Here is a 24202-nt window from a genome sequence, read left to right as displayed (position 1 = left end):
CAACTGCCATTGGCTATCCGAGATTTCGTAGCGTCCTGTCATACCGCACCTATGCTGGATGTGCATGGGTCACATTAGCAAAAATGACTTTTCGTACAAAACCTAGCTGAATCAGCTGGCCCATTCTCGTCACTCCCATGATCACCAGCATCATGCCTGCCATCATCGTCGCGATGAGCAACCCTCCAAGCCCATATTGTTGAACGATGGGAAACAGAATGACCACGAAAGCTGCCGTCGGGCCAGACACATTGAAGCGCGATCCGCCGGTGAGCGCGATGATGGCGCCGGCCACGATAGCCGTATAGAGCCCGTGCTGTGGCGCGACACCTGCAGCAATGGCCAATGCCATCGACAAGGGGACGGCGACGGTACCGATGGTCAGACCTGCCATGACATCCTGACGTAAATCAGCCACTCCGTAGCCTTCTTGCCAGGCACTGTGTAGCCCTGTGGAGATACGGGGAAGCGTTATGGAGAAGCGACGACGTGCCATGCGTGCCAATTCCTCTTGTGATCGCAAGATGTCATGGCCCGAGGGCAGGCCAGTGGCAGAAAGTAGCGAGAATTTTATGATCATATAATGTTAAAAAAATTAACATACTATTATCATTCTGTTGGGTTCTAATCCTGCGTAGTGCAGCTGTACAGTCAATGAGTCCGCTGGCTCCATCTCTTGAGGATGGGCATGTCAGGTCGAATCGAGGGTGTTGATGACTGCTACGTGATCAAGTGTTCGTCAGCATTGAGGGATAGAGGCATGAGAGGAGCGAGGCAGAAGGGAGAAAAGGACAAGAAGAAAAGGACAAGAGAGGCACATATGCGGTGGCAGCTTGTACCGGGCATCCTGGCCAATTAACATTTGATGATAATGTTTCAGGAGCAGGATAATGGAAAAGAAGACCGCGCGACTCACGCTGATGATTGACCCTCACAAGAAGCAGGCCTTCGAGCAACTTTGCGCCTCTCAAGATCAAACGCCTTCCCAGGTGGTACGTCAGTTGATTCGAGATTATCTCCAGACGCATGGCGTCGAATACGCCACTCAGCCTGAGCGCATCAACGGCAAGTGAAAGAGGGATCGAACACCATTGATATTCAGAGAGATTGTGAGCTGACGCCGTTGAGCCCGCACGAGGATGTACCATCTCGTTGAGTACTTGTCCGTTGCATGCGAGATGGCACGCGGCCTGTCACTGAGCACCTATGAAGATACGTGCGCGAGGCCAAGAATGCTCATCGATGAAATCGGGAGGGTGACAAGCACTGGACGTAGTCTGGCAAGTCTTCATTTGCCACCAGGCCTGCCACCAATTCCCCGGTCTCTGCCGCCATTGTTAGCCCCAGGTGACCGTGGCCATAGGCGAGCAGCAACCCCGGGCAGCCGGGCATTTCCCCAATGACGGGCAAACCGTCTGGCGTCGAGTGACGTACTCCCATCCAGCGTTTCGATATCTCGAGGGGATGTCCAAACAGTGTCTCGCCCCATGCCTTCAGATAGCCCCAGCGCTGGGCGGTGGCGCGGCGTGAGGGTGAGCAGAATTCCGTTGTGCCTGCCAGGCGAATGCCCCCTGACATCGGGGTGGCATAGAAATGATGCGCCAGCCAACCCACTGGACGTGACAAGGGCAATGGCGTGCCAAGTTCGACGTGATAGCCCCGTTCACTGACTACCGGGAGTCGCTTGCCCAGGCCGGCAAGCAGCTGATTGGTGGCAATGCCTGCACATAGCACGACATGCGAGGTGTCATGAGTCTCGCTCCCCATGCTCAATCGCCAGCCGCCACTGGCGAGCGGGGCAAGATGCTCTACTCGCTTCTGAGTGCATTCAAAGTCAGGCGACTGCAGTTGCTGATAGAGCTGTTGGCTGAGGGCCAGTGGGCTGCTCAGATGATGGGTGTCCGGGTAATAAAGCCCACCGTGCAAGCCAGTCGCGTTGAGTGAGGGTTCGAGATCACGAGCCTCACTAGGGCCGAGTGCCTGGCAATTGATGCCGTCAAGGCGCTTGGTCTGTGCCATACGTTCCAGCGCTTTACTCGCCAATGGCGCGTCGCGATGAATCTGCAGGCATCCCGTATCACGACTCAGAGGAGGCGCCGATGAATCCTGCACCTGTTCGATGAGCGCGTGCTGGCGTTCGACGGACTGAGATAGCAGCACCATCAGGTCAGCTTTATGGCGCTGAAAGTTTCTGGGTGTCGCGGCATTGAGAAAGCGCCAGCCAAAATTGGCCAGGGCGGGAGCATGGCGCAAGGCGATGCCGACAGAGGGCATCTTGCTCATCAATTGTCCCGGTAACTGCTGCAGGGTATCGCGATTGGCCATGGGTGAGGTGGCGTAGTTGGCGATCAATCCTGCATTGCCAAGAGAGGTGCTTTCACCTGCCGGTTGAGGATCAAATAGATGGACATGATAGCCACGTGCTCGCAGAGCCCGGCAGGTAGCCAGGCCGATGATACCGGCACCAATGACCGCAACACTGCCTTGTCTCGCTCGTTCTGTTTCTCGCGTTTGTCCTGCTTCACTCGTGGGTGCTGGCTGGGCCGTGGGATGAGGGGACTCTCTAGGCATCAGACGTGTTCTCTTGAGGGATGTATCGACAAGTCATTGAATCAGTCGCAAAAGCCATTGGACGTGCATGCTCCGTGTTGTGCATCGAACACGGAGCATTGCCCTATGGAAATCATCGGCTGATGGTAATGTGCCACTCATGACTCAGTTTTTGAGGTGGCACTTGCTGATAGCCTTTGTTGATGGTTCTTGTTGATGATGCACGCTAGTTGTCGCGGTAGAACTTCCAGGAGGCTATCGCGATACCCACGGCGGTCAGGATGCTCAGCAGGCAGATCGCATAGAGGGAAAATCCGAACATGACTGTCTCCTCAAGAGTGAGTGGAGTGAGAGATGGGAGTGTCGCCATTCTGCTCGGGGGCAACGTTCATCAGCCGGTAGACCAGTACGAAGACCACGATATTGGCCGCGACGCCTGCAATCAGGGGCGTGAGTCCTGTCAGAGCTTCAAGTTCCAAGCCGCTCCATTTCCAGACACTGGTCGTCAGCGCACCTGCCAGCATGGCGGCGACACCGGCTCGCTTGCAGCGAATCTTGAACATCACTGCGAAGACGAAGGGCAGCAAGATGGTCGGTGCCCATAGTGCATAGCTCAGTAGCAGGGCGTCGATGATGGAGGTGGCATATAGCGCGAAGATGACAGCACCGAGGCCGATAGCCAGATTGACGCCACGTTCGATCCACAGTTGCTGCTTGCCGGACATCGCGGGATTGATGAAGGGCTTGTAGATGTCCGCCACGAAGATGACTGCGGCAGAGTTGAGGTATGAGTCGGCAGTGGACATGACGACGGCCAGCAATGAGGCCAATACCAGTCCCGTAAGTCCGAGGGGCAAGGCATCACGAATCAGTTCTGGCATGGCTTGATCGGGGGCGATCTGCGGGTAAAGCACCAGTGCGATCAGTCCGATGGTCGAGCTGATCGCATAGAACAGCAGCCCAAACCCGCCTGCCAGTGAATACCCTATCTTGGCATGGCGAGAATCAGGGGCTGACAGTGCACGCTGGGTATAAGGCGGTACCAGCGTTTCCCCGAGTAGGAAGGCGATGAAGATGCTGGCGAACATCAGCGGTGAATAGTCGCCCATGATGCTGAAATGCTCGCTGGGCAGTGCGGCGATCAAGGCCTCTGGACCGCCAATCTTGTCGAGTCCGACAATCATGGTGATCGGCAGGAAGACTGCGAGCATCACGAACTGTACGACATCGGTCTGGATGACGGCCCACATGCCACCCGCGGTGGAGTAGATCAGTACCACGGCCATGCCGATCAAGATCCCCGTACTGATCTCTATTCCCATGATGGCGTTGAAGACAGTGCCGATGGCAAGCGCTTGAGCCCCCAGGATGCCGATACAGAAGATCAGTGAGAAGACGCCTGTCAGCAGCCGTGCGCTACGCCCGTAGTGATGCGCCATGATATCGCCGACGGTCTGGGCACCGGAATAACGCTTGAGTCGCGGAGCAATGAACAGTCCCGCCAGAATGGTGGCGATCGGAAAGGCGGAGGCGGCAAACATGAAGGCGTAACCTTCATCGAAGGCCTTGCCGGCGCGCCCCATGGAAGCGCCACCGCCGAGGAAGGAGGCAGCAAGTGTGGCAAACAGGACAGGCCAGATGATCTTGTTGCCAGCGACGGCAAAGTCGGCACTGCTGGAGGTCTTCTTGGCGCTTCGATAGCCGATATAGAGCAATATGGCGAAATACAGCAGTAGCCCCAGGAGGTCGATCGTGTGCATTGTATGGTGCCCTTTGTTGTTGGTTATGAGGGTCAGGCCAGCTTCCCCTCTCTTGGGGTATAAGCACAACTAAAGGCTATCTATTAAGTAATAAAAACAATTTAGAGCCCAGCCACTAGAGTCAAGTCGCCATGAAACTCAGACATAACCTGCGCCAGCTACAGATATTCCAGGAAGTGGTGCGTACCGGTAGTCTTTCGCAGGCTGCGCGTAGACTTGCCTTGACGCAGCCTGCGGTGAGTACCGCGATCGCCAATCTCGAGCATGAGGTCGGTTTTCTGCTTTTTCGACGCAATCACTATGGCACTCAGCTGACACCAGAGGCGGTCCACCTGGCCGAGGGAGTCGACAAGGTGCTGGCCTCGGTGGGGCATCTGGACGAGCTGACGGATGGTTTGCGTGATGGTCATGCCGGCAAGCTGACGGTCGCGGCGATGCCGGGGTTGTCGCCGACCGTGATGCCCAAGGTGATGGCGCGCTATCTGATGGACTATCCCAACAGTCGGCTGTCATTGCAGACATTCAGTTCGCGCAAGATCGCGGAGTGGGTGGCAGAGGGCCAGTTCGATCTGGGAGTGATCGAGGCAGATGCGGCGGTAGAGGAGCTGGTGCTTGAAGAGTACCGGTTATGCATGACGCTCGCGGTTCCCAAGGGGCATCGTCTGGCAGAGCGCACGTCACTGACACCGCAGGATCTGGCCGGTGAGACCATGATCACTCTGGACCAGCATCACCAGAGTACGCTCAAGCTGGCGCGTGCTTTCCAGCAGGCCGGCATGACGCTGCAGGCGAGCATCGAGACCCATCTGTTCCCCTCTGTCGCGATGCTGGTCAATGAGGGGCTGGGTATCGCATTGATTGATCCCGTGACGGCAGAGGCGATGCTGGAACGTCGGGATTGCCACCTTTGCGTCGTGCCTTTCGTGCCGACGATCACACTGGACGTCGCTCTGATCACTTCGCGGTTTCATGCGGTGTCACGACAAGGTCAGCGTTTCATGCCGTATCTGAGAGCGGAACTTGCCGATTGGCAATCGCGCTCAGAAGAGCGTCATGCCATTACGGTGCAGCAGGCTGAGGGGGATGCAACAACCACTGGGTGAAGCGCTGTGCCGGCTGGCTCATGTGTCGATGCTGAGGGGTGAGCAACGACAGCGTGCCGATGCTGGGCAAGGTCTGGGGCAGTGCCTTCACGAGGCGTCCCTGAGTGATGTCGTCTTTCAGCAGCTTCGACCAGCACAGGATGACACCCTGTCCCGCCAGGGCGGAATGCAGGAGTAGCTGGTAGCTATTGGCGCGCAGGCTGTGTGCGGGTTCCTGCCAGTCGAAGCCCAGTGACTCGAACCAGTGCTGCCAGGTCAGCCAGTCCCTGAAGTGATCCTCGACGATCAGCAATGTATGACGAGTGAGCAGGTCGTGTGGGCCGCCAATGGCATCGTGGCACTCAAGATAGGTAGGGCTGCAGACGGCGATGACTTCCTCGTCGTGAAAGATGGGGTCTGCGCTCAGTCCCGGAGGGTCGATCTCATGCGAGAGGTGGTAATAGATTCCGAGATCGAACTCGGCGAGATCCAGTCGGTAGGGGTCTTCTACCGTCAGGATGCGCAACTCGATGTCTGGATGGGCCTCACGAAACAGCGGGAGCTGCCGCGCCAGCCAGGTCGAGGCTATCGCCGGACTGGTGGCTAGGGTGAGCTGACGCTCATTGCCACGACGTCGCTGGCGGGTGGTCTCGTCAGCCAGTTCGCGTAATACGCGACGCACCACGCGATAGTAGTTTTCGCCTGCCGGTGTGGGTCTCAGGCCATCATGGTCACGCGCGAACAGCGGGCGGCCGAGATCCTCCTCCAGACGTTTGATCTGGCGACTGATGGCGCTCTGGGTCAGATTCAATTCGCGTCCGGCTTGCGTGAAACTGCCATGACGAGCCGCGGCTTCGAAGGCGCGCAGGCATTGCAGAGGGGGGAGAGCATCACGGGCCGACATGTGAATCCTTGAGGATTGAGCGGGAGAGTGCTGGCTCAAGGATATCATGATGGCCCGTGATGCTTGTGACGCGGATACCTCAATGGCGTATCCGCGCCTGCCGGTGGCTGTCTCTATCGACCTATACCGCCGTTCTGGGAACGCTGCACTGCCAGTCACGGCGGTGAACTTCCTCACCGTCTTCCCAGGCAATCTGTTCGGCCTCGAGATGGAAGTGCTCGGCGTCACAGCGCATGCGGTAGTGACTCTCGACGCGGACATTGAATTGCCCCGGTGTCGTCTCGTCTCGCGCACTATCGTGCGCAGACTGATCACGCCCTGCATGATAGTGCCAGACGATCTCGGCGCGAGTGCGATCCGCCTCGTCAGGGTGCGCCGTATAGCGTTCGGTGCAGCGCTGCTCGACACGCAAGCCGGTATCGTCAAACGTCATCGCCCCCATGTCGTCCTCGACGATGGTGGTGATCTCGCCACTGGCCACATCTTCCATCACGCTGCGCGATGGCTGGGCCACGCGCTGCTCACTGATATTGGCTGGCGGTGCTGATTCGGGCGCCGCGAAGGGATTGGCTATCGCCTGGCCTTCAAAGATCGGCAGCTCCAGTGTCTGCAGCCCCGGCAACAGCGTCAGCGCCGAGCGCCTGACCGCCGGCCATAGCATCGGAAAGCTGGAGGAGGCGAGCGCGACGCGCAGGCGATGCCCTGCTGGTATCTGATATCCGATCATGTCGAGTTCGAAGGTTATCTGGAGGGGCTCGCCCGGTACGAGGCGTTGTGGCCGATCATGATCACGCACGATCAGGTTGAGCGCGCCGTAGGTGATGCGCGCTACCTGTCCATCCGGCTGCACGTCGCTCAAACGCACGATCAACTGGCCACAGTCCTGGTCACTGGCCAGTGTCAGATGCACCTTCGGCTTGCCGAGAATGTCCAGCGGCGCCTCCAGTGGCGCACTGTCAAAGCAGACGGCCAGGGCATCATCGATGCGCTGATCAGCCGGCAGATCCGGGCCAAACCAGATGGCGCAGTATTCGCCCTGATGACGACCCGCGGTCAGCGGCGAGTCGATCACGACCGGTGTGGTGAGGGGCTGTTCGTCATGCCCCAGCCCCGTCTCACTCAGTGACATCTCGTGCATCAGGACATTGCGGGCGGGCCAGCCATCCGTCTGCACCCAGCGCCCCGGACGCTCGGCATACATCGTCTTCGGTGGCAGGGAATCCTGCAGGTAGAAGGTGGCGGACGGCTCATCCATCACGCCGTTTTCCTCGCCCTTGAGCCAGTGGCCCCACCAGCGCAGCGCTTCCTGAAGAAAGCCGATGGCTGGGTGGGGGACGGCAAAGTGCGGATACTTGTGAATCCACGGGCCGATCAGTGCCTTGCGCGGGCAGCTGAGGTTTTCCATCATTCGACTCACGGTATTCTTGTAGGCATCACCCCAGCCGCCGATGGCATAGACCGCCGCTTCGATATTGGCGTAGTCGGTATTGATGGAACCTTGTCTCCAGTAGTCATCGCGATGCTGATGCGACAGCCATGTCTCGGCGAGCAGTGGCATGTTGTCGAGACGTTCGTGCCACATGGCCCGCCACTCATCACCAACCAGGCGTGGGTCCGGCGGCGCAGCGGAAAAGCTGAGCATGGTTGCCGCCCAGGCCAGATTCTCGTTGAGCAGGTTGCCGCCCTTGTAGTGGATGTCGTCAGTGTAGCGATCGTCAGTGGAGCACAGCGTGATGATGGCCTTGAGCGGTTCTGGCGTGTGTGCTGCCAGTTGCAGCGAATTGAAACCGCCCCAAGAGATGCCCATCATGCCGAGCTTGCCGGTACACCACGGCTGCTGGGCAATCCAATCGATCACTTCCAGCGCATCGGCCTGCTCTAGTGGCAGATATTCATCTTCCATCAGTCCCTGGGATTCGCCGTTGCCACGCATGTCGACCCGTACGCTGGCATAGCCATGCCCGGCGAAATAGGGATGCGTCAACGCATCGCGCGGCGCAGTGCCGTCATTCTTGCGATAGGGCAGGTATTCCAGAATGGCGGGTACCGGTGCCTGTTCTGCCCCCTCTGGCAACCAGATTCTGGCGGCTAGGTGCGTGCCATCCGAAAGCGGAATGAGGAGGTGTTCTATCTCGCGGACGGTATACGGGAAGTCAGTCTTGACCTGCATGTCACGTGTCCTTGTGGTCAGGGGTCATAAGAGCGCTCGCGGCATGATCAGGTGCGGAGGGCATCTCGCCCTTGAGCTCAAGCAGCTGTGGTTGGCTCATCCAGTGCCACAGAGAGCCACTGGCGAGCAGAATGATGATCAGTGCCGGCAGTCCGCCCAGATTGGACAGCATCTTGACGCCATCGATACCCACGAAGCTTGTCATCACCCAGGCGATCACACCGACCATGGCACCCCAGAGTACTTTCATCGGTACACCGGCATTCGTCTCGGTGTCGGCGGTCAGGCCGCGCGTGCACAGATTGCCGATGGCATCGGTATTGGAATCCGCCGCCGTCACGTAAGAGACGAAGGCGATGAACAGCAGTAGCGGAATCCACAGGCCGGACAGCGGCAGCTCATCGAACAGACGATAAAGGACGTGCTCGACGCCTTGCTCATTGAGGACACTGTTGAGGTCCAGGCCCGTGTGTAGCTGGAAGTAGAGCGTCGCGCTGGAGAAGATGGTGATCCACGCCACGGCAAATAGGGCGGGGTACAGAAGATTGATGCGCAGGAATTCACGTACGGTATAGCCCCGTGAGATGCGCCCCAGAAACAGCGCGGTTACCGGCGCCCAGGCGAACCAGATGGCCCAGTAGAAGATGGACCACCAGTACGGCCATTGGTCATTGCCCGCGGCACCCGTGAACAGGCTGCGCGTGAAGAAGTTGTCCAGGTAGGCACCAAAGGATTCCACGCCCAGCTTGAGCATGAAGACGGTAGGGCCAAACACGAAAACGAACAATCCCAGTGCCAGCAACAGCAGAGCATTCAATGACGATAGACGTGCGATCCCTTTCTGCAGGCCACTGGCGGCCGAGGCCACGAACGTGACGACGATGATTGCGATGATGATGCCCAGGCGCAGTGGACTGGTATCGCCTTCGATATATTGATTCAAGCCACCTGCAAGCGTGATGGCGCCGGTACCGAGTGTCGACGCCATGCCGGCGACCAGCGAGTAAAGGGCGAGCGCATCGATCAAGCCACCGTAGCGGGTGATACGCGCCCCGAAGACGGGTTCCAGCATGCTGGTGATCGAGAAGGTCTGGCGACGATTGTAAAAGGCCAATGCGAAGACCAGTGCCGGGACGGCGTAGATGGCATAGGGCGTGAATGACCAGTGCAGGAACATGGTCGACATGCTGAAGAGGATGGCTTCCTTGGAACCGGCTTCGATCCCCAGTGACTCTGGCGGCCCCATCAGATGATAGAGCGGCTCAGCCGTGGTCCAGAACAGCACGCCTACCGCCAGCGTGGTGCAGAGTGTGATGGAGAACCAGCGCGTCTTGCTCAGCAGTGGCGTCGCTGCATCCCCTCCGATGCGAATATTGCCCAGTGGAGAGAAGTAGACGATCACTGCCAGTATCAGCAGATAGAGACTGCCAAGGCTGAACAGCCAGGCAAAGTTGTCGAGTATCAAGGTGTTCAGCGCAGTGGTCGCGCCGAGGAAGGCTTCGAGATCCATCAGACTGGCGATGACTGCCGCAATCAGAACTAGAAAGGTTGGCCAGAAGACCAGATGTCGAATGGAACGCCCCATACGCTAGTACTCCACGTTTGTTGTTGGTGTGGTGGTGTGACCCGCTACCTTATCGGCTCATCGGGGGGCGGCCGCAAACGCGAGTTGTGTATGGGGGTATGACGCCCACGCATATTCACCTAACGTCGCAAGGCGCCACTGTTGAAGCTACAACGAATGCAGCAACAGTGACGCCTTGTCGTTCAGCAGCATGCGGGCGCGGTTTATTCCAGACTGGCGCCATAGCCGAAGTTGGCCGCCGGTTGTGCTGCCGTCTCGACCCACACGCTTTTCACTTCACTGTATTCGCGCAGTGCATCCAGACCGGATGAACGCCCATAGCCGCTCTCGCCGTAGCCACCAAACGGCGAGCTGACATGAATGGTCTTGTAGCTGTTGACCCAGAAGGTGCCGGCACGCACCTGACGTGCCACGCGATGCGCGCGGCCGACGTCGCGTGTCCACACCGCGCCTGCCAGTCCGAAGCGGCTATCGTTGGCGATGCGGATGGCATCGGCCTCATCCTCGAAGGGAATCGCGATCACGACCGGCCCGAAGATTTCTTCCTGAGCGCATGTCAGCGCGTTATGCCCCGTGAGCACGGTCGGGTTGATGTAGTAGCCGGGGGCGTCGGGAATCGGGTCCGCTGACGCGCCTTCCAATACGGCGCCTTCCTTTAGGGCGCCAGTCAGCATCGCTTTCACATGCTGATACTGCTTGGCATTGTTGATCGGGCCGATCTGAGTGTCGGGATCCAGCGGATTTCCGACCGCGAATTGCGTCGCAGCCTCGGCCAGTGCCGCAGTGAATCTGTCAAAGATCGCGGCCTGAACCAGCAATCGTGAACCGGAGACACAGCTCTGACCGGCACCGGAGAAGATGGCAGCCTGAGCACCGCGCAGTGCGACCTCGAGATCGGCATCCTCGAACACGATATTGGCCGACTTGCCGCCCAGTTCCAGCACGACCGGGATGCAGCGCTGGGCAGCTGCCGTGGCGATGTGACGACCGGTGGCGGGTGAGCCGACGAACACGACCTTGCGAACATCCCCCTCGGCAATGAAGGCCTGGCCGATGGTATGGCCGTAGCCGGCGATGACGTTGACCAGTCCGCGTGGTACGCCCGCGCGCTCGATCAACACGCCTAGTGCCAGCGAGGACAGCGCCGTCAGCTCCGAAGGCTTGAGAATCACCGCATTGCCGGCCGCGATGGCGGGTGCTATCTGCCAGCCGGCGGTGAAGATCGGGGCATTCCACGGTGTGATCTGCAGTACCGTGCCCAGCGGTTCGTAGGTCACGTAGTTGAGGTGTGAGGTCGGTACCGGAATCACCTCGCCGTGCAGCTTGTCTGCCCAGCCTGCGTAGTATTCGAACATCTCCGCTACCTTGGCCACCTCGACTCGCGCATCACGGATCGGTTTGTTGGCCGTCAACGACTCAAGTTCAGCCAGCACACCTGCCTGCTCGCGAATCAAGGCACCGACGTGATACATGGCGCGGCCACGCGCTTGAGCGGTAAGCGCCCACCATTCGGCCTGCGCACGCCGAGTGGCCTGCGCTGCCAGCGCGACCTGTGAAGCATCCGCATCGGGATAAGACAGCATCAGGCTGTCATCATGGGCGTTGCGTACCTCGATGGGCGCACCCGTACCGATGACGAAGGTGCCATCGATCAGGCTGCCGATCACGCTATCCGCCATATCGGCGTCCATGCCGTCGGCGCCCTGTACGCAGCGACCCTCTCGGAAGGGTTGCATCAATTCTTGAATGCGGTGTGACACGCGTGTGGACTGAGGGGCTGTCATGAGCGACATGGTCATTCTCCGTGGCCGTAGAGGGTAGGGTCGGTACGCTGAACGATGGCGCAGAAGTCTTCGCTGTCATCCAGCGTGGCGCTGCTGTCATCCCACAGCTGCGCGACGGTAGCTGAGAGGGGCAGCTCCATCCCTAGGCGTGCCGTCAGATCACTGGCCAGTCCGACATCCTTGCGCATCAGTCCCATGCTGAAGCCAGAATCGTAGGCCTTGTTGATCACCCAGCTGGGGAACATGACCTGGGTCGCGCCGCTACGTCCCGATCCCGCGTTCAATCCTTCGAGCAGCTTCTCCGGTGAGACACCGGCCCTGGCGGCCATGGAAACGGCCTCTGCCGTGCTGATCAGATGGCAGGCGGCAAGCATGTTGTTGGCAATCTTGGCGACATTGCCTGCGCCGCAGCTGCCGACGTGTACGCGGGTACCACTCATGGCTTCCAGTACCGGCATGGCGCGTGCGAGCACGTCATCCTCGGCTCCGATCACCATCGACATGCTGCCAGTGGCAGCGCCTTTTGGGCCACCGGAGACGGGAGCATCAATGAAGTCGATACCGCGTGTGGCCAGGGCTGCCGCTACCTTGCGACTGGTCTCGGGGGTGGAGGTGGTGGTGTCGATCACGATCAGACCCGGAGCCCCCAGGGTCATCAGCGTGTCGGCCTCTGTGCCTGCCTTGCCCAGACACAGTGTTTCCACATGTTCAGCTTTGGGCAGAGAGATGATCACGACGTCCACGTGGTCGAACAGTTCGGCCAAGGAGGTGGCCGGTGTGACACCTGCTGCGGCCGCTTTCTCACGCGCCGCCTCCGAGAGGTCAAATCCGAATACAGGGAATGCATGACGGGCGAGGGTAGCGGCCATGCCGCCGCCCATGTTGCCCAGGCCAATAACACCGACGGTTGTTGTCATTATGTCTTCCTGCGCAGTGTGATCTGTTGAGTGGGATGCTGTGTTGAAGAGTATGGACAGGGAGTCTCTGTTCCAGCAATAATCCAGAATTCACATTCATGTTGCTTTAAAAGCAACACAGGAGGCTCATGAGTCTGGTGCAAGAGCGACGTATCGGGCATTTCTATGAAGCGGCCAGGTTGGGCAGCGTTCGCGCCGCCGCGGACTATCTGAACGTGGCGCCTTCTGCCGTCAGTCGTCAGATCACACAGCTTGAGCACGAGCTGGGCACGCTATTGCTTGAACGTCATCGTCGAGGGGTCAAGCCCACCGAGGCGGGGGAGCGGGTATTACAGTACTACCGGCAACGCCTGGCGCAGCAGGAGGTATTGCTGGAGTCATTGCAGTCGCTGAAAGGCCTGCAGAGTGGCTCGTTGATACTGTCGATCGGAGAGGGATTCATCGAGGGGCTGGCGGGGCCGCTCAGTCAGTTCTCGACGCGGTATCCGGGCATCGAGATCAAGGTCAATGTCTGCGGCACCAATGAGGTGATCCGTCAGGTCGTCGAGGATGAGGCGCATCTGGGGTTGGTCTTCAATCCCACCGGAGATCCAAGGATTCGTGCACACGCCTCACAGCAACAGCCGGTATGTGCTGTCGTCAGTCCTGAGCATCCACTGGTGTCGACCGCCACTTCCGCAACGCCGTTGCTGACGCTTGAGGCGTTATCTGCCTATCCGCTGGCATTGCCGGAGGTCTCCTTCGGTATTCGTCAGATTCTGACGTTGGCGGAGCATCAGGCAGGCGTCATGTTGCGTCCGACACTCACCTGCAATGCCATCGCGATGCTCAAGCAGTTCGCACTGCATGGCGGGGTGACCTTGCTGCCGGAGTTTGTCGTCAATGAGGAAGTCAATGCGGGAGGACTGTGCCGGATTTCCCTTGAAGGAGACCTGTTCGCCAGTCCACATGTTCGGCTCATCAGCCGTCTGGGGCGGCAGTTGAGTGTCGCGGCCAATCGCCTGTTGATACTGCTGCTGCAAGACATGTCGGCCTTCAGTCATTCGCGCTCTTCGTGAGGAGTCAGCCCGGTGTATCAAGAACGGCCGTATCTCTCAGACGCTTCGCGGCAAGATCGAGAAAGGTACGCACCTTGGCGACGGCACCACGCCCTTCGCTATGCAGAAGGTGAATGGGCAAGGGCGGCGGTTCGAGGGATTCCAGTACGGCTTGCAGGCGTCCCGCCTCAAGATCCTCACCTACCTGATAGGAAAGCACTCGCGTGATCCCCCAGCCCGTGCGGGCCGCTTCTATGCAGGCCGCTATGCTGCTGACGGTCAGACGGGGGCGGATACGTATCGTCTGCTCTCGTTCACTGCCAAAGCGCCACTCCTTGCTGTTGTTCAAGGTGGTGGTCGTGATGATGCGTTGTGTGGCCAGCGCCTCAAGTGTGATGGGTGTGCCGTAGCGTGCGAAGTAGTCAGGGGCGCCACAGACCACGCGGCGCACACTCCCCACACGCAATGCCGTCAGCCCCGAAGAGGGCAGCGCGCCAATGCGCACGGCGATATCAAAGCCTTCCTCGATCATGTTGACCACGCGATCGACCATCACGATGTCGGCTCGCATGTCGGGATAGGTATCGAGATATTCCATCACCAGGGGCATGACATGGATGCGCCCGAATTCGGTCGGGCAGGTGATGCGCAGGAGCCCTGTCGGGCGTGTCGCCGCACCACTGACGCCATCATCTGCTGCCTGAAGCTCCGCCAGAATGCGCCGAGCATCCTCCAGATAACGTGTGCCAATATCCGTCAGTCGCACACGGCGGGTTGTCCGCGTGAACAGTCGTGCGCCCAGATGGCTCTCAAGTGCATTGATGCCGCGCGTCACTGATGGCGCACTCATGCCAAGTACGCGGGCACCCGCTGTAAAACTTTCGGCATCGGCCACGGCCACGAAGATTTCCAGGGTCTGTAGTCTGTCCATCCTCGCCTCCTGCGGCGGTTGATTGTTGTCATGTGGCGGAATAATGAATTGTGTCTGCTGAGGATTCTAGCAGCTAGATGAGGGGAGTAGTGTGGGGGATGTGTTTGATTCCCCAACCGCTGGAGCCTTTGTCATGTCAGCCAATCTTCCCCGCCATCCCTTGCCACCGTTCACGCCAGACACTGCGGCACACAAAGTGCGTCTTGCCGAAGACGGCTGGAACAGCCGTGACCCCGAGAAGGTAGCGCTGGCGTATTCGCCGGACACCCGCTGGCGCAATCGTGCCGAATTCGTGACCGGCCGAGATGAGGTCGTGGCCTTCCTCACTCGCAAGTGGGCAAGCGAGCTCGACTACCGCCTGATCAAGGAGCTGTGGGCCAGCGCAGGGGATCGGCTCGCCGTGCGTTACGCCTATGAATATCGCAATGACAGCGGCCAGTGGTTTCGCGCCTACGGCAATGAGAACTGGCAGTTTGATGAGCAGGGTCTGATGACCCACCGCCACGCCAGCATTAATGAACACCCCATCGCGCAGAGCGAGCGCAAGTTCCATTGGCCATTGGGGCGCCGACCGGATGATCACCCGGGGTTGAGCGATTTCGGCTTCTGAGTCGTCATCTTCAGCCCCTTTCCATAACGCCTGCGAGGCTCTCCATGAATTCACGTTTTCCCTCTGATGCTGCACCCATTCGTCTGTTTCGCAATCCCAAATCCGGCCATTGCCATCGCGTTGAACTGATGCTGGCACTGCTCGAGCTGCCCTATGTCACCGTTGATCTCGACATGGCCAATGGGGCGCACAAGTTCCCTGAGTACTTGAAGATCAGCCCGTTGGGGCAAGTACCGGCCATCGAGGATAACGGTGACTTTCTCAGCGATTCCAATGCCATTCTGATCTACCTGGTGCGCCGTTACGCGACCGATGATCGTTGGTTGCCGAGTGAGCCGCTGGCGGCAGCGGAAGTCCAGCGCTGGCTATCCATCGCTGCCGGTGAGATCGCGGCGGGTCCGTGTTCAGCGCGATTGGTGACGTTATTCGGTGCATCTCTGGATCATGAGCAGGCTATTGCCCGAGCCCATGCGCTCTTTGTTGTCATGCAACACCACCTCGAACAGCGCTCTTACCTGGCAGGCAGCAGCATCACGCTGGCGGATATCGCCGGCTACAGCTATATCGCACATGCTCCCGAAGGCGGCGTCAGTCTGGCGCCTTATCCGTCAATCGTTGCCTGGCTGGCACGCATTGAGGCACAGCCCCACTTTGTCGGCATGGCCCGTAGCCCCGCGCTGGCATGACGCGCCAACGTTATTTGAGGTAGTCATCATGACGTTTCATCGGCAGGTATTTCACGAAGGTGAACGCCGCGTTCAAGCGCGGGCGGGCGTTCCTGGCAGCTATGTGGATCAAGTGGCACCTTATGTGCGCGGCAAGATGCCTGATCAGCATGTCGCTTTTTTCGAGAGCCTGCCGGTACTGTTCCTGGGCGTGCCAGACAAGCAGGGATGGCCGTGGGCTATCGTGGCTTTTGATGCGCCCGGTGAACTGTGCGAGGTGTCACCGAATGAGATGGTGATTCGCAAGACGCCGCCACTTGCCAAGATACTTGATCTCGAGATTGAGCCAGGGGCCAAGCTTGGGCTGTTGGGGCTCGACATGAGCAGCCGACGACGCAATCGTCTGAACGGCACTGTACTGTCTCACGACGAGCATGGCGTGCGGCTCTCGGTTGATCAGAGCTTTGGCAATTGCCCCCAGTACATTCAGCAACGCGAGGTGGATTGGCAGTCTGGTACGGCGCGCGCACCGACAAGTCATGCCGTCTCAATCACGTCCTCGTTCAGTAAAAGGCTTCTGGCACAGGCCGATACCTTTTTCATCGCCACCCGCGCCGCCGAGCTGGATGCAGCGTCGCATAATGGCGTGGATGTCTCGCACCGTGGTGGCAAGCCCGGTTTCTTGCACCTGAATCCGGATGGCAGTCTGTCGTTCCCGGATTTCGCCGGGAATCGCTTCTTCAATACGCTGGGCAACATTGAACAGGACTCACGCATCAGTCTGTTGATTCCTGATTTCGCCAGCGGAGAAGCGCTTGTGCTGAAGGGGCGGGCGCGTGTGGACTGGAATCCGCAACGTGCGGCATTGATTGAAGGTGCCGAGCGGATAGTGGACGTCGTGCCCGAGCAGGTCTGGCATGTCGAAGACGCTCTACCGTCACATGGGCGCTTGATTGAGCTGTCGCCGTCGCTGGCACAGACCGGCGAATGGCCACGCTCAGCGACGCTTCCTCAGATATTTCGTCGTCTGCGTGTCACACGCAAGATCAAGGAAAGTGCGTCGATTACGTCGTTCCATCTAACGCCCATCGCACCTGAGGCCGAGACGGTGGAGGCCTATCGGGCGGGGCAGTCTCTCACCCTGCGGTTGTCGTCGACGCCATCACAACCTCTAACCAGTGGCTCGATTCCGGTCATGCGCAGCTACAGTCTGTCTCAAGCGTGGCATGGCGATCTCACGGGCTATCGAATTTCGGTCAGGCGTGACCCACAGGGCGTCGCCTCCCGGTTGCTGCATGATGAGCTTTTAGTGGGCGATGTGATCGAGGCATCGCCGCCGACGGGCGACTTCACGTTGCAAGCAGCGTCCGCACCGATCGTGTTGCTGTCATCTGGCGTCGGTATCACGCCGATGATCGCCATGCTGGAGGAGCGGATCCGGCAGGTAACGGCGGGTGATACCGAACCACATGAGGTGTTCTTCGTTCATGTCGCGCGTGATGACGAAGAACAGGCCTTTGCAGACGAACTCGAGGCATGGGCACACAAGCATTCATGGTTGCACCTGCATATCGCTCACTCACGATCGCCTGCCAGCGCGACGTCCTCGTCTCGTCATCATTCGCGTGGACGCTTGGCGCTATCATCGCTGATGCACTGGTTACCGGACATGGCCCATAGCCATGTCTATCTGTGTGGCTCCGAGGGCTTCATGCGCGCGCAATATGCCACCTTGATGGCGCTGGGGTTACCGCGTGAGCAACTGCATCACGAATTCTTCGGGCAGGGGTCGTTTGACTCTGAGGCACCGTTTGGAGATGGCGCATCTTCACTGCACACGTTGCCGGAGCGCGCAGAAGTCACCTTCATACCGCGGGCTCAGCGCGGACGACCCTTGCCGCGGGAGGTTGCCACGATTGCCGAATGGCTCCCCGAGAAAGGCACCTTGCTGGAGCTGGCGGAACAGGCTGGTCTGGCGCCCTTGTCGAGTTGCCGATCCGGTCGCTGTGGAAGTTGTGCCTTACGTCTGGTGTCGGGGGAGGTTCAATATCCTGTTGCGCCGCACGCAGCCATCGCGCAAGGGCAGGTGCTGATGTGTCGTGCCTATCCTGCCACTGAGCAGCCTGTGGTCATTGGCCTGTCTGGATGATCGTCCCTGCACACGGCGTTCATGCATCTGGTGCGCAGCACGCCTCCGTCCGTGGAGGAGGCGGAGTTCATGGTCCTGACAAGTGCAGATGTTTATAGTGACAGGCTTTGAGGTGTCGATGAGGCCATGGGTGTCATTGGCACAGTTCATCTGTGACCTGCGTGTTCAGCACGTGTTCTGCGTGTGGACGAGGGCATCTGACAAGGATTTTCGTGATGGCGACATACCGTATTTTGGAGCATCCCCTGCATGGTCCCCGTGCCGTCAAACAGGGCTGGTCATGGCCCGCCTTCTTCTTCGGGGTTTTCTGGGCGCTATACAAGCGGATTTGGATACTCGCGGCCAGTCTGTTCGGTTTCATCGTGCTCAGCTCAGTGCTCATTCCAGCAACTGTGGAGGGACAGCTGATATCCAATGTGCTGTTTCTTGGCTTGAACCTCACGATTAGCCTCAAGGGCAATCAGTGGTACGCCAGCCTTTTGGAAACTCAAGGCTATCAATATCAGATGCAGGTGGAAGCACGTAATCCGAATGAGGCGCTGGCGCGCTCAGCTGAGCAAAAGGCTGCAATGGCGAATGACGCCATTCAGGGCAGCTTCCGTGATGACGACCAGCGTACTGAGCATGACGACAACGATCATGATAATGACCAGAATGGGGGTGGCAATGCTGGGGGTGGCAAGAGCACTGGCACCTTTGTTGGCTAGAGATGGCCGCTGGACAATGACACACGGACGAGTCGCTGGCACATGAATCATCAAGGAAGATTGACGCGCTGGAACGATGACAAGGGCTTCGGCTTCATCACGCCTGATACGGGGGGCAAGGATGTCTTTGCCCACATCAGTGCGTACAAGGGGCGCGGGCGGCCGAAAGTCAGTGCGCAGGTGCATTATCAGTTGGGCATGGATGAGAACGATCGCCCACGTGCCACACGCTTTCGCACGCTTGGGGCAGGAGCTTCCACTACTTCTGCTGGAGTGGGGCTTGCATGGTTGATGATGCTGGTCGTGATGGTCGTGCTCGGGGCAGGCTGGCAGCAGGGGCGTCTGCCCTGGATGTTGCCAGTGGCGTATCTGGGCATGAGTCTGGTGACGTATCTGGCCTATCGAGTCGACAAGCAGGCCGCGACATCAGGGGAGTGGCGTGTGTCCGAGGGGAAATTGCACCTCATGGAGCTGCTGTGTGGCTGGCCGGGCGCGTGGATCGCCCAGCAGAGCCTGCGCCACAAGACGCGCAAGACAAGCCATCGGGTCGTGTTCTGGTGTGTGGTATTGATCAACATCGCTGCCGTGAGCTGGCTGACTCTCTCGCCGGATGCCGCGGCCATTCGTGATCTGCTCGGCTTTCCTGTCATGGCGGGAGAGGCCATGATCCGCTGGTCATGAGCGGGTATTGTCAGTACATATCAACGACAAAGGGGCCTTTCGAGGCCCCTTTGTCGTTGTGGATTAACCCCATCCAGCACACCGTTGTCTGCGTCTCCACGGTAGCTGCTGAAGTGTCTGTTCTAGCGCATCAATCCATCCACTACGCCGATGCCATGGAAGGCAATCATGCCGATGATACCGGCGAAGATGACGTAGTAGAGCGTCGGTAGAATCGTCTTTCTCAGCGTGATGCCTTCGCGCCCCAGTAGGCCCACGGTGGCAGAAGCGGCGACCACGTTATGGATGGCGATCATGTTGCCGGCAGCAGCACCCACGGCCTGTAGCGCGACCATCATGGCGCTGGAGAGGCCCAGAGCTTCGGCGACGTTGAACTGGAAGTCAGCCAGCATCAGATTGGAGACGGTATTGGAGCCGGCGATAAAGGCACCGAGCGCGCCGACAGCTGGCGCAAACAGTGGATAGATGTCACCGACGCTATCGGCAATGAACTGTGCCATCGCGACGGGCATCGAGACCAGGTCCGCCTCATTGACGCCCGAGTTGATCAGGATGCGCACCATCGGGATGGTGAACAGCAGTACGAAGCCAGCGCCCAGAATCGTGCGGCTGGACTCCGAGACTGCAGCGCCGACATCCTTCATGCGCATCCGGTGAAGCACGGTGGTCAGCAAGACCACCACGACCAGGATACCGCCGGGCAGATATAGCGGTTGCAGGCTTCCGGAAATGTCACTTTCACCTAGAATGCCGTTCCAGCCGAAGCTCAGGGAGGTCAGTGCTTCCTTGAGAGGAGGGATGACGCGCGAGAGTACCAGTAGCACGGCAAGCAGCACATAGGGCATCCAGCCCATACCGACGGAAAGCGGCTTGCGGCCTTCTACGGGCTCCAGTGTCATGTCCAGCTTGCCAATCCACTCCTGCGGCCAGCTCTCGACTTTCGGGAAGTCCCAGGTGGTGGCAGGAAGCAAGAAGCCCTTGCGCGCAGCAGGCACGACAATGGCCAGTCCCACCATGGCACCGATCATTGACGGGAATTCCGGGCCGAGCAGCATGCCGGCCAGCACATAAGGCACCACGAAACACACACCGGCGAACAGGGCGAATGGTGCCACTTCCAGGCCTTCACGCCAGGAGCGATTCGCTCCGAAGAAGCGCACCATCACAGCGACCATGATCAATGGCATGCAGATACCGATGATGCCGTGCGTGATCGCGACTTCAGAGGTGATCAGCTGGAAGTAGCTATCCCAGCTGGAGCCATTGCTGGCCAGAGTTTCGCTGACACCTGCCTTGTTGAGTCCACCTGATACCCCGACGACGATGGGTGTGCCAACCGCGCCGAAGGACACGGGAGTTGATTGCACCATCATGCCGACGACGACAGCGGCCAGTGCCGGGAAGCCCAGCGCTACCATCAGAGGGGCGGCAACAGCGGCTGGCGTACCGAATCCGGAGGCACCTTCGATAAAGCACCCGAACAGCCAGGCAACGATGATGGCCTGTACGCGACGATCAGGGCTGATACCGGAGAAGCCGTTGCGAATCGCGGCGATACCGCCGGAGTGCTTGAGTGTATTCAGCAGCAGCAGAGCGCCGAAGATGATCCACAGGATAGCGACGGTCAGAATCAACCCTTGCAGCGAGGAGGCAAGTACGCGGTTGAAAGTCATGTTCCACGCCAGTAACGCAATCAACGCCGTTACTACGAAGACGATAGGCATGGCGATACGCGCGGCCATGCGAAAACCGATCAATAGAATTCCCGCAAGTAGTAATGGCACAAAGGCTAGTAGAGCCAGTAGCGACTGATTCATGTGCAGCACTCTCCGTGATGTGGCGCAGCGAACGTCATTATTGTTGTGGGTGAATGCGTCATGTTCATACCTGTGATGCTAGCTCAAGGTAAGAGAGTCGATTTGTTTCTGCTACTGGAGGTCATCTGGTAATACCAGTGGGGTTTTAGGCATTTCAATGGCGCAATATGTTGAATGTAATGATGTTTAAGGGATTGTGGATGTGCCTTTATCTCGCGGAGTACCACAATGATTAGACTAATAGGCATGCTGCCGTGAAGCTCAGTGGTGGGGCTTGGGGCGTTACGAGACGATCAGTGATAAAAGAAAAATGCCCCGACTGCAGGACAGACGAGGCATCAGAGAGGCGAGGGCGGTGAAGCTTGCGGTATGCCGGCTAGCTACCCGCTGCAAGGAGTGGACGACTGGCATGGTGAAAGAAGTCGTTCATGGTCAGCAGTAAATATTTCTTCATCATGTTCTGCGCTGGTAGAAAGATGCGATTTCCAAAGTCGAAATTCCCCGCTTGATGAGGCACGGAATCCTTGACCGCATAGTCCTTGCTGAAAAGTAGTCGCTCGTTCTTGTCATAGAGCCGATATTCGACATTGAAGTCAGCAATGATGTCGAAGTCTTCATTGGCAATGCCGAACGTCAGCAGGTTCTTGGGCAGATTGATGGCCATCAGATAGTCGAGGTAGACCGGGCCCCTATTCTCGTGCGCCAGAATCTCGACCTGCAGGCGATAATCGCCCGCGCGCGCATCATGAGTGATGCTCGAGCTACTCGGTAGCTGTTCGCGCAATAGCTGATCGAAGTGGGTCATGGCTGGCGAACAGACGTACGATAACTTGACGCTGCCAAGGGGCTGCATGGCTTGCTGAGCAACGCCAGAAAACAGGTCAGCCTCGGGCTGACTGTAATAAATATCGGGGAAAAAGGTCTTGTTCTCGTAGGCTGGAGCCTGAACAGGTTGTATCACGGGAATATCAATCTGTGCGCGCGAGACACAGCCGGTCATCAGGAGTGCCGCCAGACCCACAAGTGCGGGTTTCATCAATGTCATGGAGGTTTCCTGAGTGTTCATGTCTCTAGCGATTGTCTCTAAGGGCTGTCTCTAGCCAACGCTTCTAGGCAATGACAAGGTCAAGGTGACAACGGCCGTCAGGATATCATGCTGACGGCAAGCGACTGAACGTAAGGCAGGGAGTGCGTTTCAACCTTTCCGAGGACATCAATCAAACCAGCGCTTGAGCACTTTATCGGCTCGCTCGGCATGCTCCTGCTTGATGTGAGCTGCCACAATGGCAACGGCACCGGCCATTAGAGTGAGATCATCCGTATAGCCCAGCAATGGAGTGAAATCCGGTAGCGCATCAATCGGTGAGATGAAGTAACCCAATGCGCCGTAGATGGTGGTTCTGGCCCAGATCGGCGTGTCGGAATCCTGAGCTGCAAAATACATGCGAAATGCGGGATTAAGAACGGTTTTGCCGGCCTTTTTCGCCACCTTCGAGACCTTGTCCCAGAAACCTTCGGTGGAATATGCGTCAGCGTGTACATGAAGGTTTGTCTGAGCATCAGATACGTTCTCCGCGTACCTAGCGGGGACCGCCTTGTCTGCCTGAATGATGACGGGGGTACGAGTGTCGGTTGTCATGACACGTCCTCCTGTAAAGATGATCGTCTGCGTCGTTGGCCCGAAAGACTCGACGGTAGAATACTAAAGCGTGGGACAGATTAGTCGTGAGTGAGTTCACCCTCTGACTATTCTGCCCCACGCAGTCGATCATCGTGACGCTTATGTTCGATATGGTGTTCCGTCGACTCAGGCGGGTAGATCGAACAGTAAGGCATGCAGGGATTGTGCGCCGCTCAGTACCAATGGCGCCGTATTGACCGCGGCTGCATCGCCCGCCTTCAGGGTTTCGCCTTGCAGACTTACCTGGCCTTCGATGACATGCAGGTAATAGACACGATTCGGGCGCTGTGGCAGTTCAAGATCTTGCCCATCAAGCTGGACGCGATACATCCGTGCGTCCTGATTGATGCTTAGCACGTCAGCGTCAGTGTTAGCGTTATCGGCGCCAGTATTGTCATCTGCTGGCGCGATCAATAGCTGCAGACCTGGCGTGGGCTCAAAAGGTTGCTGCTGATAGCGCGGCGTCAGCCCTTTGGCGTTCGGTGTGATCCAGATTTGCAGGAAGTGTAGCGAATCATGCTCTGAAACGTTGTATTCGCTGTGCTCAACGCCAGTACCGGCGCTCATCACCTGTACTTCACCTGCACTCAGCTTTCGGTGCGAGCCCAGCGTATCGCGATGCTCGATGCTGCCTTGTAGCACGTAGCTGATGATTTCCATATCGCGATGCGGGTGGGCATCAAATCCCGCACCTGGTGCCACGATATCGTCATTGATGACGCGTAGCACCGAAACCCCCATATGCGCGGGATCGTAGTAGCTGGCAAAGGAAAAGCTGTGACGGCTTTCGAGCCAGTCGAATCTGGCGTGGCCGCGCTCATTGTTACGACGTAGGTACATCATGACGAGTCCTCATCTGTTGAACGGGGGGGCATCAATCGGCGAGTCTTCGCGGTGGGTTATCGAGCCGAGAATAGCAGCCGATCCAGCGAGGCCTTGCCGCCGCCCAGTAGTGCCAGGGCGACCGAGGTGGTCATCAGTGCCAGTGCATACTCATAGCCATTGTTGCTGGCAAACAGACCATTGCTGATATGAACGGTGAGAATGGCGATCAACATGGTAAAGGCTAGGTTTTGTACGAAAAGTCATTTTTGCTAATGTGACCCATGCACATCCAGCATAGGTGCGGTATGACAGGACGCTACGAAATCTCGGATAGCCAATGGCAGTTG

20 protein-coding genes and 2 pseudogenes are annotated in these 24202 nt (G+C 58.4%); 8 read left to right on the top strand and 14 right to left on the bottom strand.

Translation table 11 applies throughout. The features are described 5' to 3' along the window. Positions 1-106: 106 nt before the first annotated feature. A pseudogene (locus CFN46_RS17095) lies at positions 107-496 on the bottom strand (SulP family inorganic anion transporter); the annotation flags it as partial. A 394-nt stretch (positions 497-890) separates the two neighbouring features. Here CFN46_RS17095 and CFN46_RS17090 point away from each other — a divergent pair. Further along, the gene (locus CFN46_RS17090) at positions 891-1073 is read left to right on the top strand and encodes a hypothetical protein (protein WP_024952642.1); all 183 of its coding nucleotides are present in this window, start codon (positions 891-893) and stop codon (positions 1071-1073) included. A 163-nt stretch (positions 1074-1236) separates the two neighbouring features. Here CFN46_RS17090 and CFN46_RS17085 read toward each other — a convergent pair whose 3' ends face one another. Beyond that, a complete protein-coding gene (locus tag CFN46_RS17085) occupies positions 1237-2571 on the bottom strand; it encodes an FAD-binding oxidoreductase (RefSeq protein ID WP_024952643.1) in 1335 nt (444 codons plus the stop codon). A gap of 311 nt (positions 2572-2882) precedes the next feature. Next, positions 2883-4310 (bottom strand): sodium:solute symporter, encoded by a 1428-nt coding sequence (locus CFN46_RS17080; RefSeq protein WP_024952644.1) that lies wholly within the window; start codon positions 4308-4310, stop codon positions 2883-2885. A 131-nt stretch (positions 4311-4441) separates the two neighbouring features. On the opposite strand from CFN46_RS17080, the gene CFN46_RS17075 reads away from it, so the two are divergent. Beyond that, entirely contained in the window at positions 4442-5413 is a 972-nt protein-coding gene (locus tag CFN46_RS17075; protein ID WP_088744245.1) for a LysR family transcriptional regulator, read from the top strand. Here the strand turns inward: CFN46_RS17075 and CFN46_RS17070 are convergent. From CFN46_RS17070 to CFN46_RS17050, 5 genes are all read right to left on the bottom strand, one after another. Beyond that, positions 5370-6296: a LysR substrate-binding domain-containing protein gene (locus CFN46_RS17070; protein WP_088744244.1), complete on the bottom strand. Its 927-nt coding sequence runs from the start codon at positions 6294-6296 to the stop codon at positions 5370-5372. The two genes, CFN46_RS17075 and CFN46_RS17070, sit on opposite strands and share 44 nt — an antisense overlap. Positions 6297-6417: 121 nt before the next feature. Then, on the bottom strand, positions 6418-8466 hold the full coding sequence (locus CFN46_RS17065) for a CocE/NonD family hydrolase (protein WP_088744243.1): 2049 nt from the start codon (positions 8464-8466) through the stop codon (positions 6418-6420). A 1-nt stretch (position 8467) separates the two neighbouring features. Next, positions 8468-10051: a BCCT family transporter gene (locus CFN46_RS17060; protein WP_088744242.1), complete on the bottom strand. Its 1584-nt coding sequence runs from the start codon at positions 10049-10051 to the stop codon at positions 8468-8470. A gap of 203 nt (positions 10052-10254) precedes the next feature. Then, positions 10255-11844 (bottom strand): aldehyde dehydrogenase family protein, encoded by a 1590-nt coding sequence (locus CFN46_RS17055; protein ID WP_254918531.1) that lies wholly within the window; start codon positions 11842-11844, stop codon positions 10255-10257. 2 nt (positions 11845-11846) lie between these two features. Beyond that, positions 11847-12806, bottom strand: a complete 960-nt coding sequence (locus CFN46_RS17050; RefSeq protein WP_254918533.1) for an NAD(P)-dependent oxidoreductase — start codon at positions 12804-12806, stop codon at positions 11847-11849. 74 nt (positions 12807-12880) lie between these two features. Between CFN46_RS17050 and CFN46_RS17045 the strand changes: the two genes are divergently transcribed. Continuing rightward, positions 12881-13810 (top strand): LysR family transcriptional regulator, encoded by a 930-nt coding sequence (locus CFN46_RS17045; protein WP_088744240.1) that lies wholly within the window; start codon positions 12881-12883, stop codon positions 13808-13810. A gap of 4 nt (positions 13811-13814) precedes the next feature. Here the strand turns inward: CFN46_RS17045 and CFN46_RS17040 are convergent, their stop codons facing one another. Beyond that, positions 13815-14720: a LysR substrate-binding domain-containing protein gene (locus tag CFN46_RS17040; RefSeq protein WP_088744239.1), complete on the bottom strand. Its 906-nt coding sequence runs from the start codon at positions 14718-14720 to the stop codon at positions 13815-13817. A gap of 133 nt (positions 14721-14853) precedes the next feature. Here CFN46_RS17040 and CFN46_RS17035 point away from each other — a divergent pair, with 133 nt between their 5' ends. The 5 genes from CFN46_RS17035 (at position 14854) to CFN46_RS17820 (ending at position 19532) form a co-directional block, all read left to right on the top strand. Continuing rightward, a complete protein-coding gene (locus tag CFN46_RS17035; RefSeq protein WP_088744238.1) occupies positions 14854-15330 on the top strand; it encodes a nuclear transport factor 2 family protein in 477 nt (158 codons plus the stop codon). 44 nt (positions 15331-15374) lie between these two features. Beyond that, the gene (locus tag CFN46_RS17030; protein ID WP_088744237.1) at positions 15375-16016 is read left to right on the top strand and encodes a glutathione S-transferase family protein; all 642 of its coding nucleotides are present in this window, start codon (positions 15375-15377) and stop codon (positions 16014-16016) included. Positions 16017-16044: 28 nt separating this feature from the next. Continuing rightward, positions 16045-18144 (top strand): pyridoxamine 5'-phosphate oxidase family protein, encoded by a 2100-nt coding sequence (locus CFN46_RS17025; RefSeq protein WP_176426519.1) that lies wholly within the window; start codon positions 16045-16047, stop codon positions 18142-18144. Between the two features lie 215 nt (positions 18145-18359). After that, positions 18360-18851, top strand: coding sequence for a DUF2628 domain-containing protein (locus CFN46_RS17020; RefSeq protein WP_024952653.1), 492 nt, complete (start codon positions 18360-18362; stop codon positions 18849-18851). Positions 18852-18893: 42 nt separating this feature from the next. After that, the gene (locus CFN46_RS17820; protein ID WP_088744235.1) at positions 18894-19532 is read left to right on the top strand and encodes a cold shock and DUF1294 domain-containing protein; all 639 of its coding nucleotides are present in this window, start codon (positions 18894-18896) and stop codon (positions 19530-19532) included. A 122-nt stretch (positions 19533-19654) separates the two neighbouring features. Here CFN46_RS17820 and CFN46_RS17010 read toward each other — a convergent pair whose 3' ends face one another. From CFN46_RS17010 to CFN46_RS17620, 5 genes and pseudogenes are all read right to left on the bottom strand, one after another. Beyond that, positions 19655-21349 (bottom strand): L-lactate permease, encoded by a 1695-nt coding sequence (locus tag CFN46_RS17010; RefSeq protein ID WP_088744234.1) that lies wholly within the window; start codon positions 21347-21349, stop codon positions 19655-19657. A gap of 376 nt (positions 21350-21725) precedes the next feature. Further along, complete coding sequence (locus CFN46_RS17005; RefSeq protein WP_088744233.1) at positions 21726-22394, bottom strand: hypothetical protein; 669 nt, start codon at positions 22392-22394, stop codon at positions 21726-21728. 168 nt (positions 22395-22562) lie between these two features. Further along, positions 22563-22988, bottom strand: a complete 426-nt coding sequence (locus CFN46_RS17000) for a YkvA family protein (protein ID WP_088744232.1) — start codon at positions 22986-22988, stop codon at positions 22563-22565. Positions 22989-23156: 168 nt separating this feature from the next. Beyond that, the gene (locus tag CFN46_RS16995) at positions 23157-23873 is read right to left on the bottom strand and encodes a pirin family protein (RefSeq protein ID WP_088744231.1); all 717 of its coding nucleotides are present in this window, start codon (positions 23871-23873) and stop codon (positions 23157-23159) included. 56 nt (positions 23874-23929) lie between these two features. Next, positions 23930-24097: pseudogene (locus CFN46_RS17620) on the bottom strand (DoxX family protein); the annotation flags it as partial. Between the last annotated feature and the right edge of the window lie 105 nt (positions 24098-24202).

It is taken from the genome of Cobetia sp. QF-1 (assembly GCF_002213105.1).
GTDB lineage: Bacteria > Pseudomonadota > Gammaproteobacteria > Pseudomonadales > Halomonadaceae > Cobetia > Cobetia crustatorum.
The sequence above is the reverse complement of the archived record's forward strand: the minus strand, read 5'-3'. Positions and strand labels throughout refer to the sequence as shown.

Excerpts from the sequence above, each read along its gene's own strand:
- CFN46_RS17090 (WP_024952642.1), top strand. The coding sequence starts at position 891 with ATGGAAAAGAAGACCGCGCGACTCACGCTGATGATTGACCCTCACAAG.
- CFN46_RS17085 (WP_024952643.1), bottom strand. The coding sequence starts at position 2,571 with ATGCCTAGAGAGTCCCCTCATCCCACGGCCCAGCCAGCACCCACGAGT.
- CFN46_RS17080 (WP_024952644.1), bottom strand. The coding sequence starts at position 4,310 with ATGCACACGATCGACCTCCTGGGGCTACTGCTGTATTTCGCCATATTG.
- CFN46_RS17075 (WP_088744245.1), top strand. The coding sequence starts at position 4,442 with ATGAAACTCAGACATAACCTGCGCCAGCTACAGATATTCCAGGAAGTG.
- CFN46_RS17070 (WP_088744244.1), bottom strand. The coding sequence starts at position 6,296 with ATGTCGGCCCGTGATGCTCTCCCCCCTCTGCAATGCCTGCGCGCCTTC.
- CFN46_RS17065 (WP_088744243.1), bottom strand. The coding sequence starts at position 8,466 with ATGCAGGTCAAGACTGACTTCCCGTATACCGTCCGCGAGATAGAACAC.
- CFN46_RS17060 (WP_088744242.1), bottom strand. The coding sequence starts at position 10,051 with ATGGGGCGTTCCATTCGACATCTGGTCTTCTGGCCAACCTTTCTAGTT.
- CFN46_RS17055 (WP_254918531.1), bottom strand. The coding sequence starts at position 11,844 with ATGTCGCTCATGACAGCCCCTCAGTCCACACGCGTGTCACACCGCATT.
- CFN46_RS17045 (WP_088744240.1), top strand. The coding sequence starts at position 12,881 with ATGAGTCTGGTGCAAGAGCGACGTATCGGGCATTTCTATGAAGCGGCC.
- CFN46_RS17040 (WP_088744239.1), bottom strand. The coding sequence starts at position 14,720 with ATGGACAGACTACAGACCCTGGAAATCTTCGTGGCCGTGGCCGATGCC.
- CFN46_RS17035 (WP_088744238.1), top strand. The coding sequence starts at position 14,854 with ATGTCAGCCAATCTTCCCCGCCATCCCTTGCCACCGTTCACGCCAGAC.
- CFN46_RS17030 (WP_088744237.1), top strand. The coding sequence starts at position 15,375 with ATGAATTCACGTTTTCCCTCTGATGCTGCACCCATTCGTCTGTTTCGC.
- CFN46_RS17025 (WP_176426519.1), top strand. The coding sequence starts at position 16,045 with ATGACGTTTCATCGGCAGGTATTTCACGAAGGTGAACGCCGCGTTCAA.
- CFN46_RS17020 (WP_024952653.1), top strand. The coding sequence starts at position 18,360 with ATGGCGACATACCGTATTTTGGAGCATCCCCTGCATGGTCCCCGTGCC.
- CFN46_RS17820 (WP_088744235.1), top strand. The coding sequence starts at position 18,894 with ATGAATCATCAAGGAAGATTGACGCGCTGGAACGATGACAAGGGCTTC.
- CFN46_RS17010 (WP_088744234.1), bottom strand. The coding sequence starts at position 21,349 with ATGAATCAGTCGCTACTGGCTCTACTAGCCTTTGTGCCATTACTACTT.
- CFN46_RS17005 (WP_088744233.1), bottom strand. The coding sequence starts at position 22,394 with ATGACATTGATGAAACCCGCACTTGTGGGTCTGGCGGCACTCCTGATG.
- CFN46_RS17000 (WP_088744232.1), bottom strand. The coding sequence starts at position 22,988 with ATGACAACCGACACTCGTACCCCCGTCATCATTCAGGCAGACAAGGCG.
- CFN46_RS16995 (WP_088744231.1), bottom strand. The coding sequence starts at position 23,873 with ATGATGTACCTACGTCGTAACAATGAGCGCGGCCACGCCAGATTCGAC.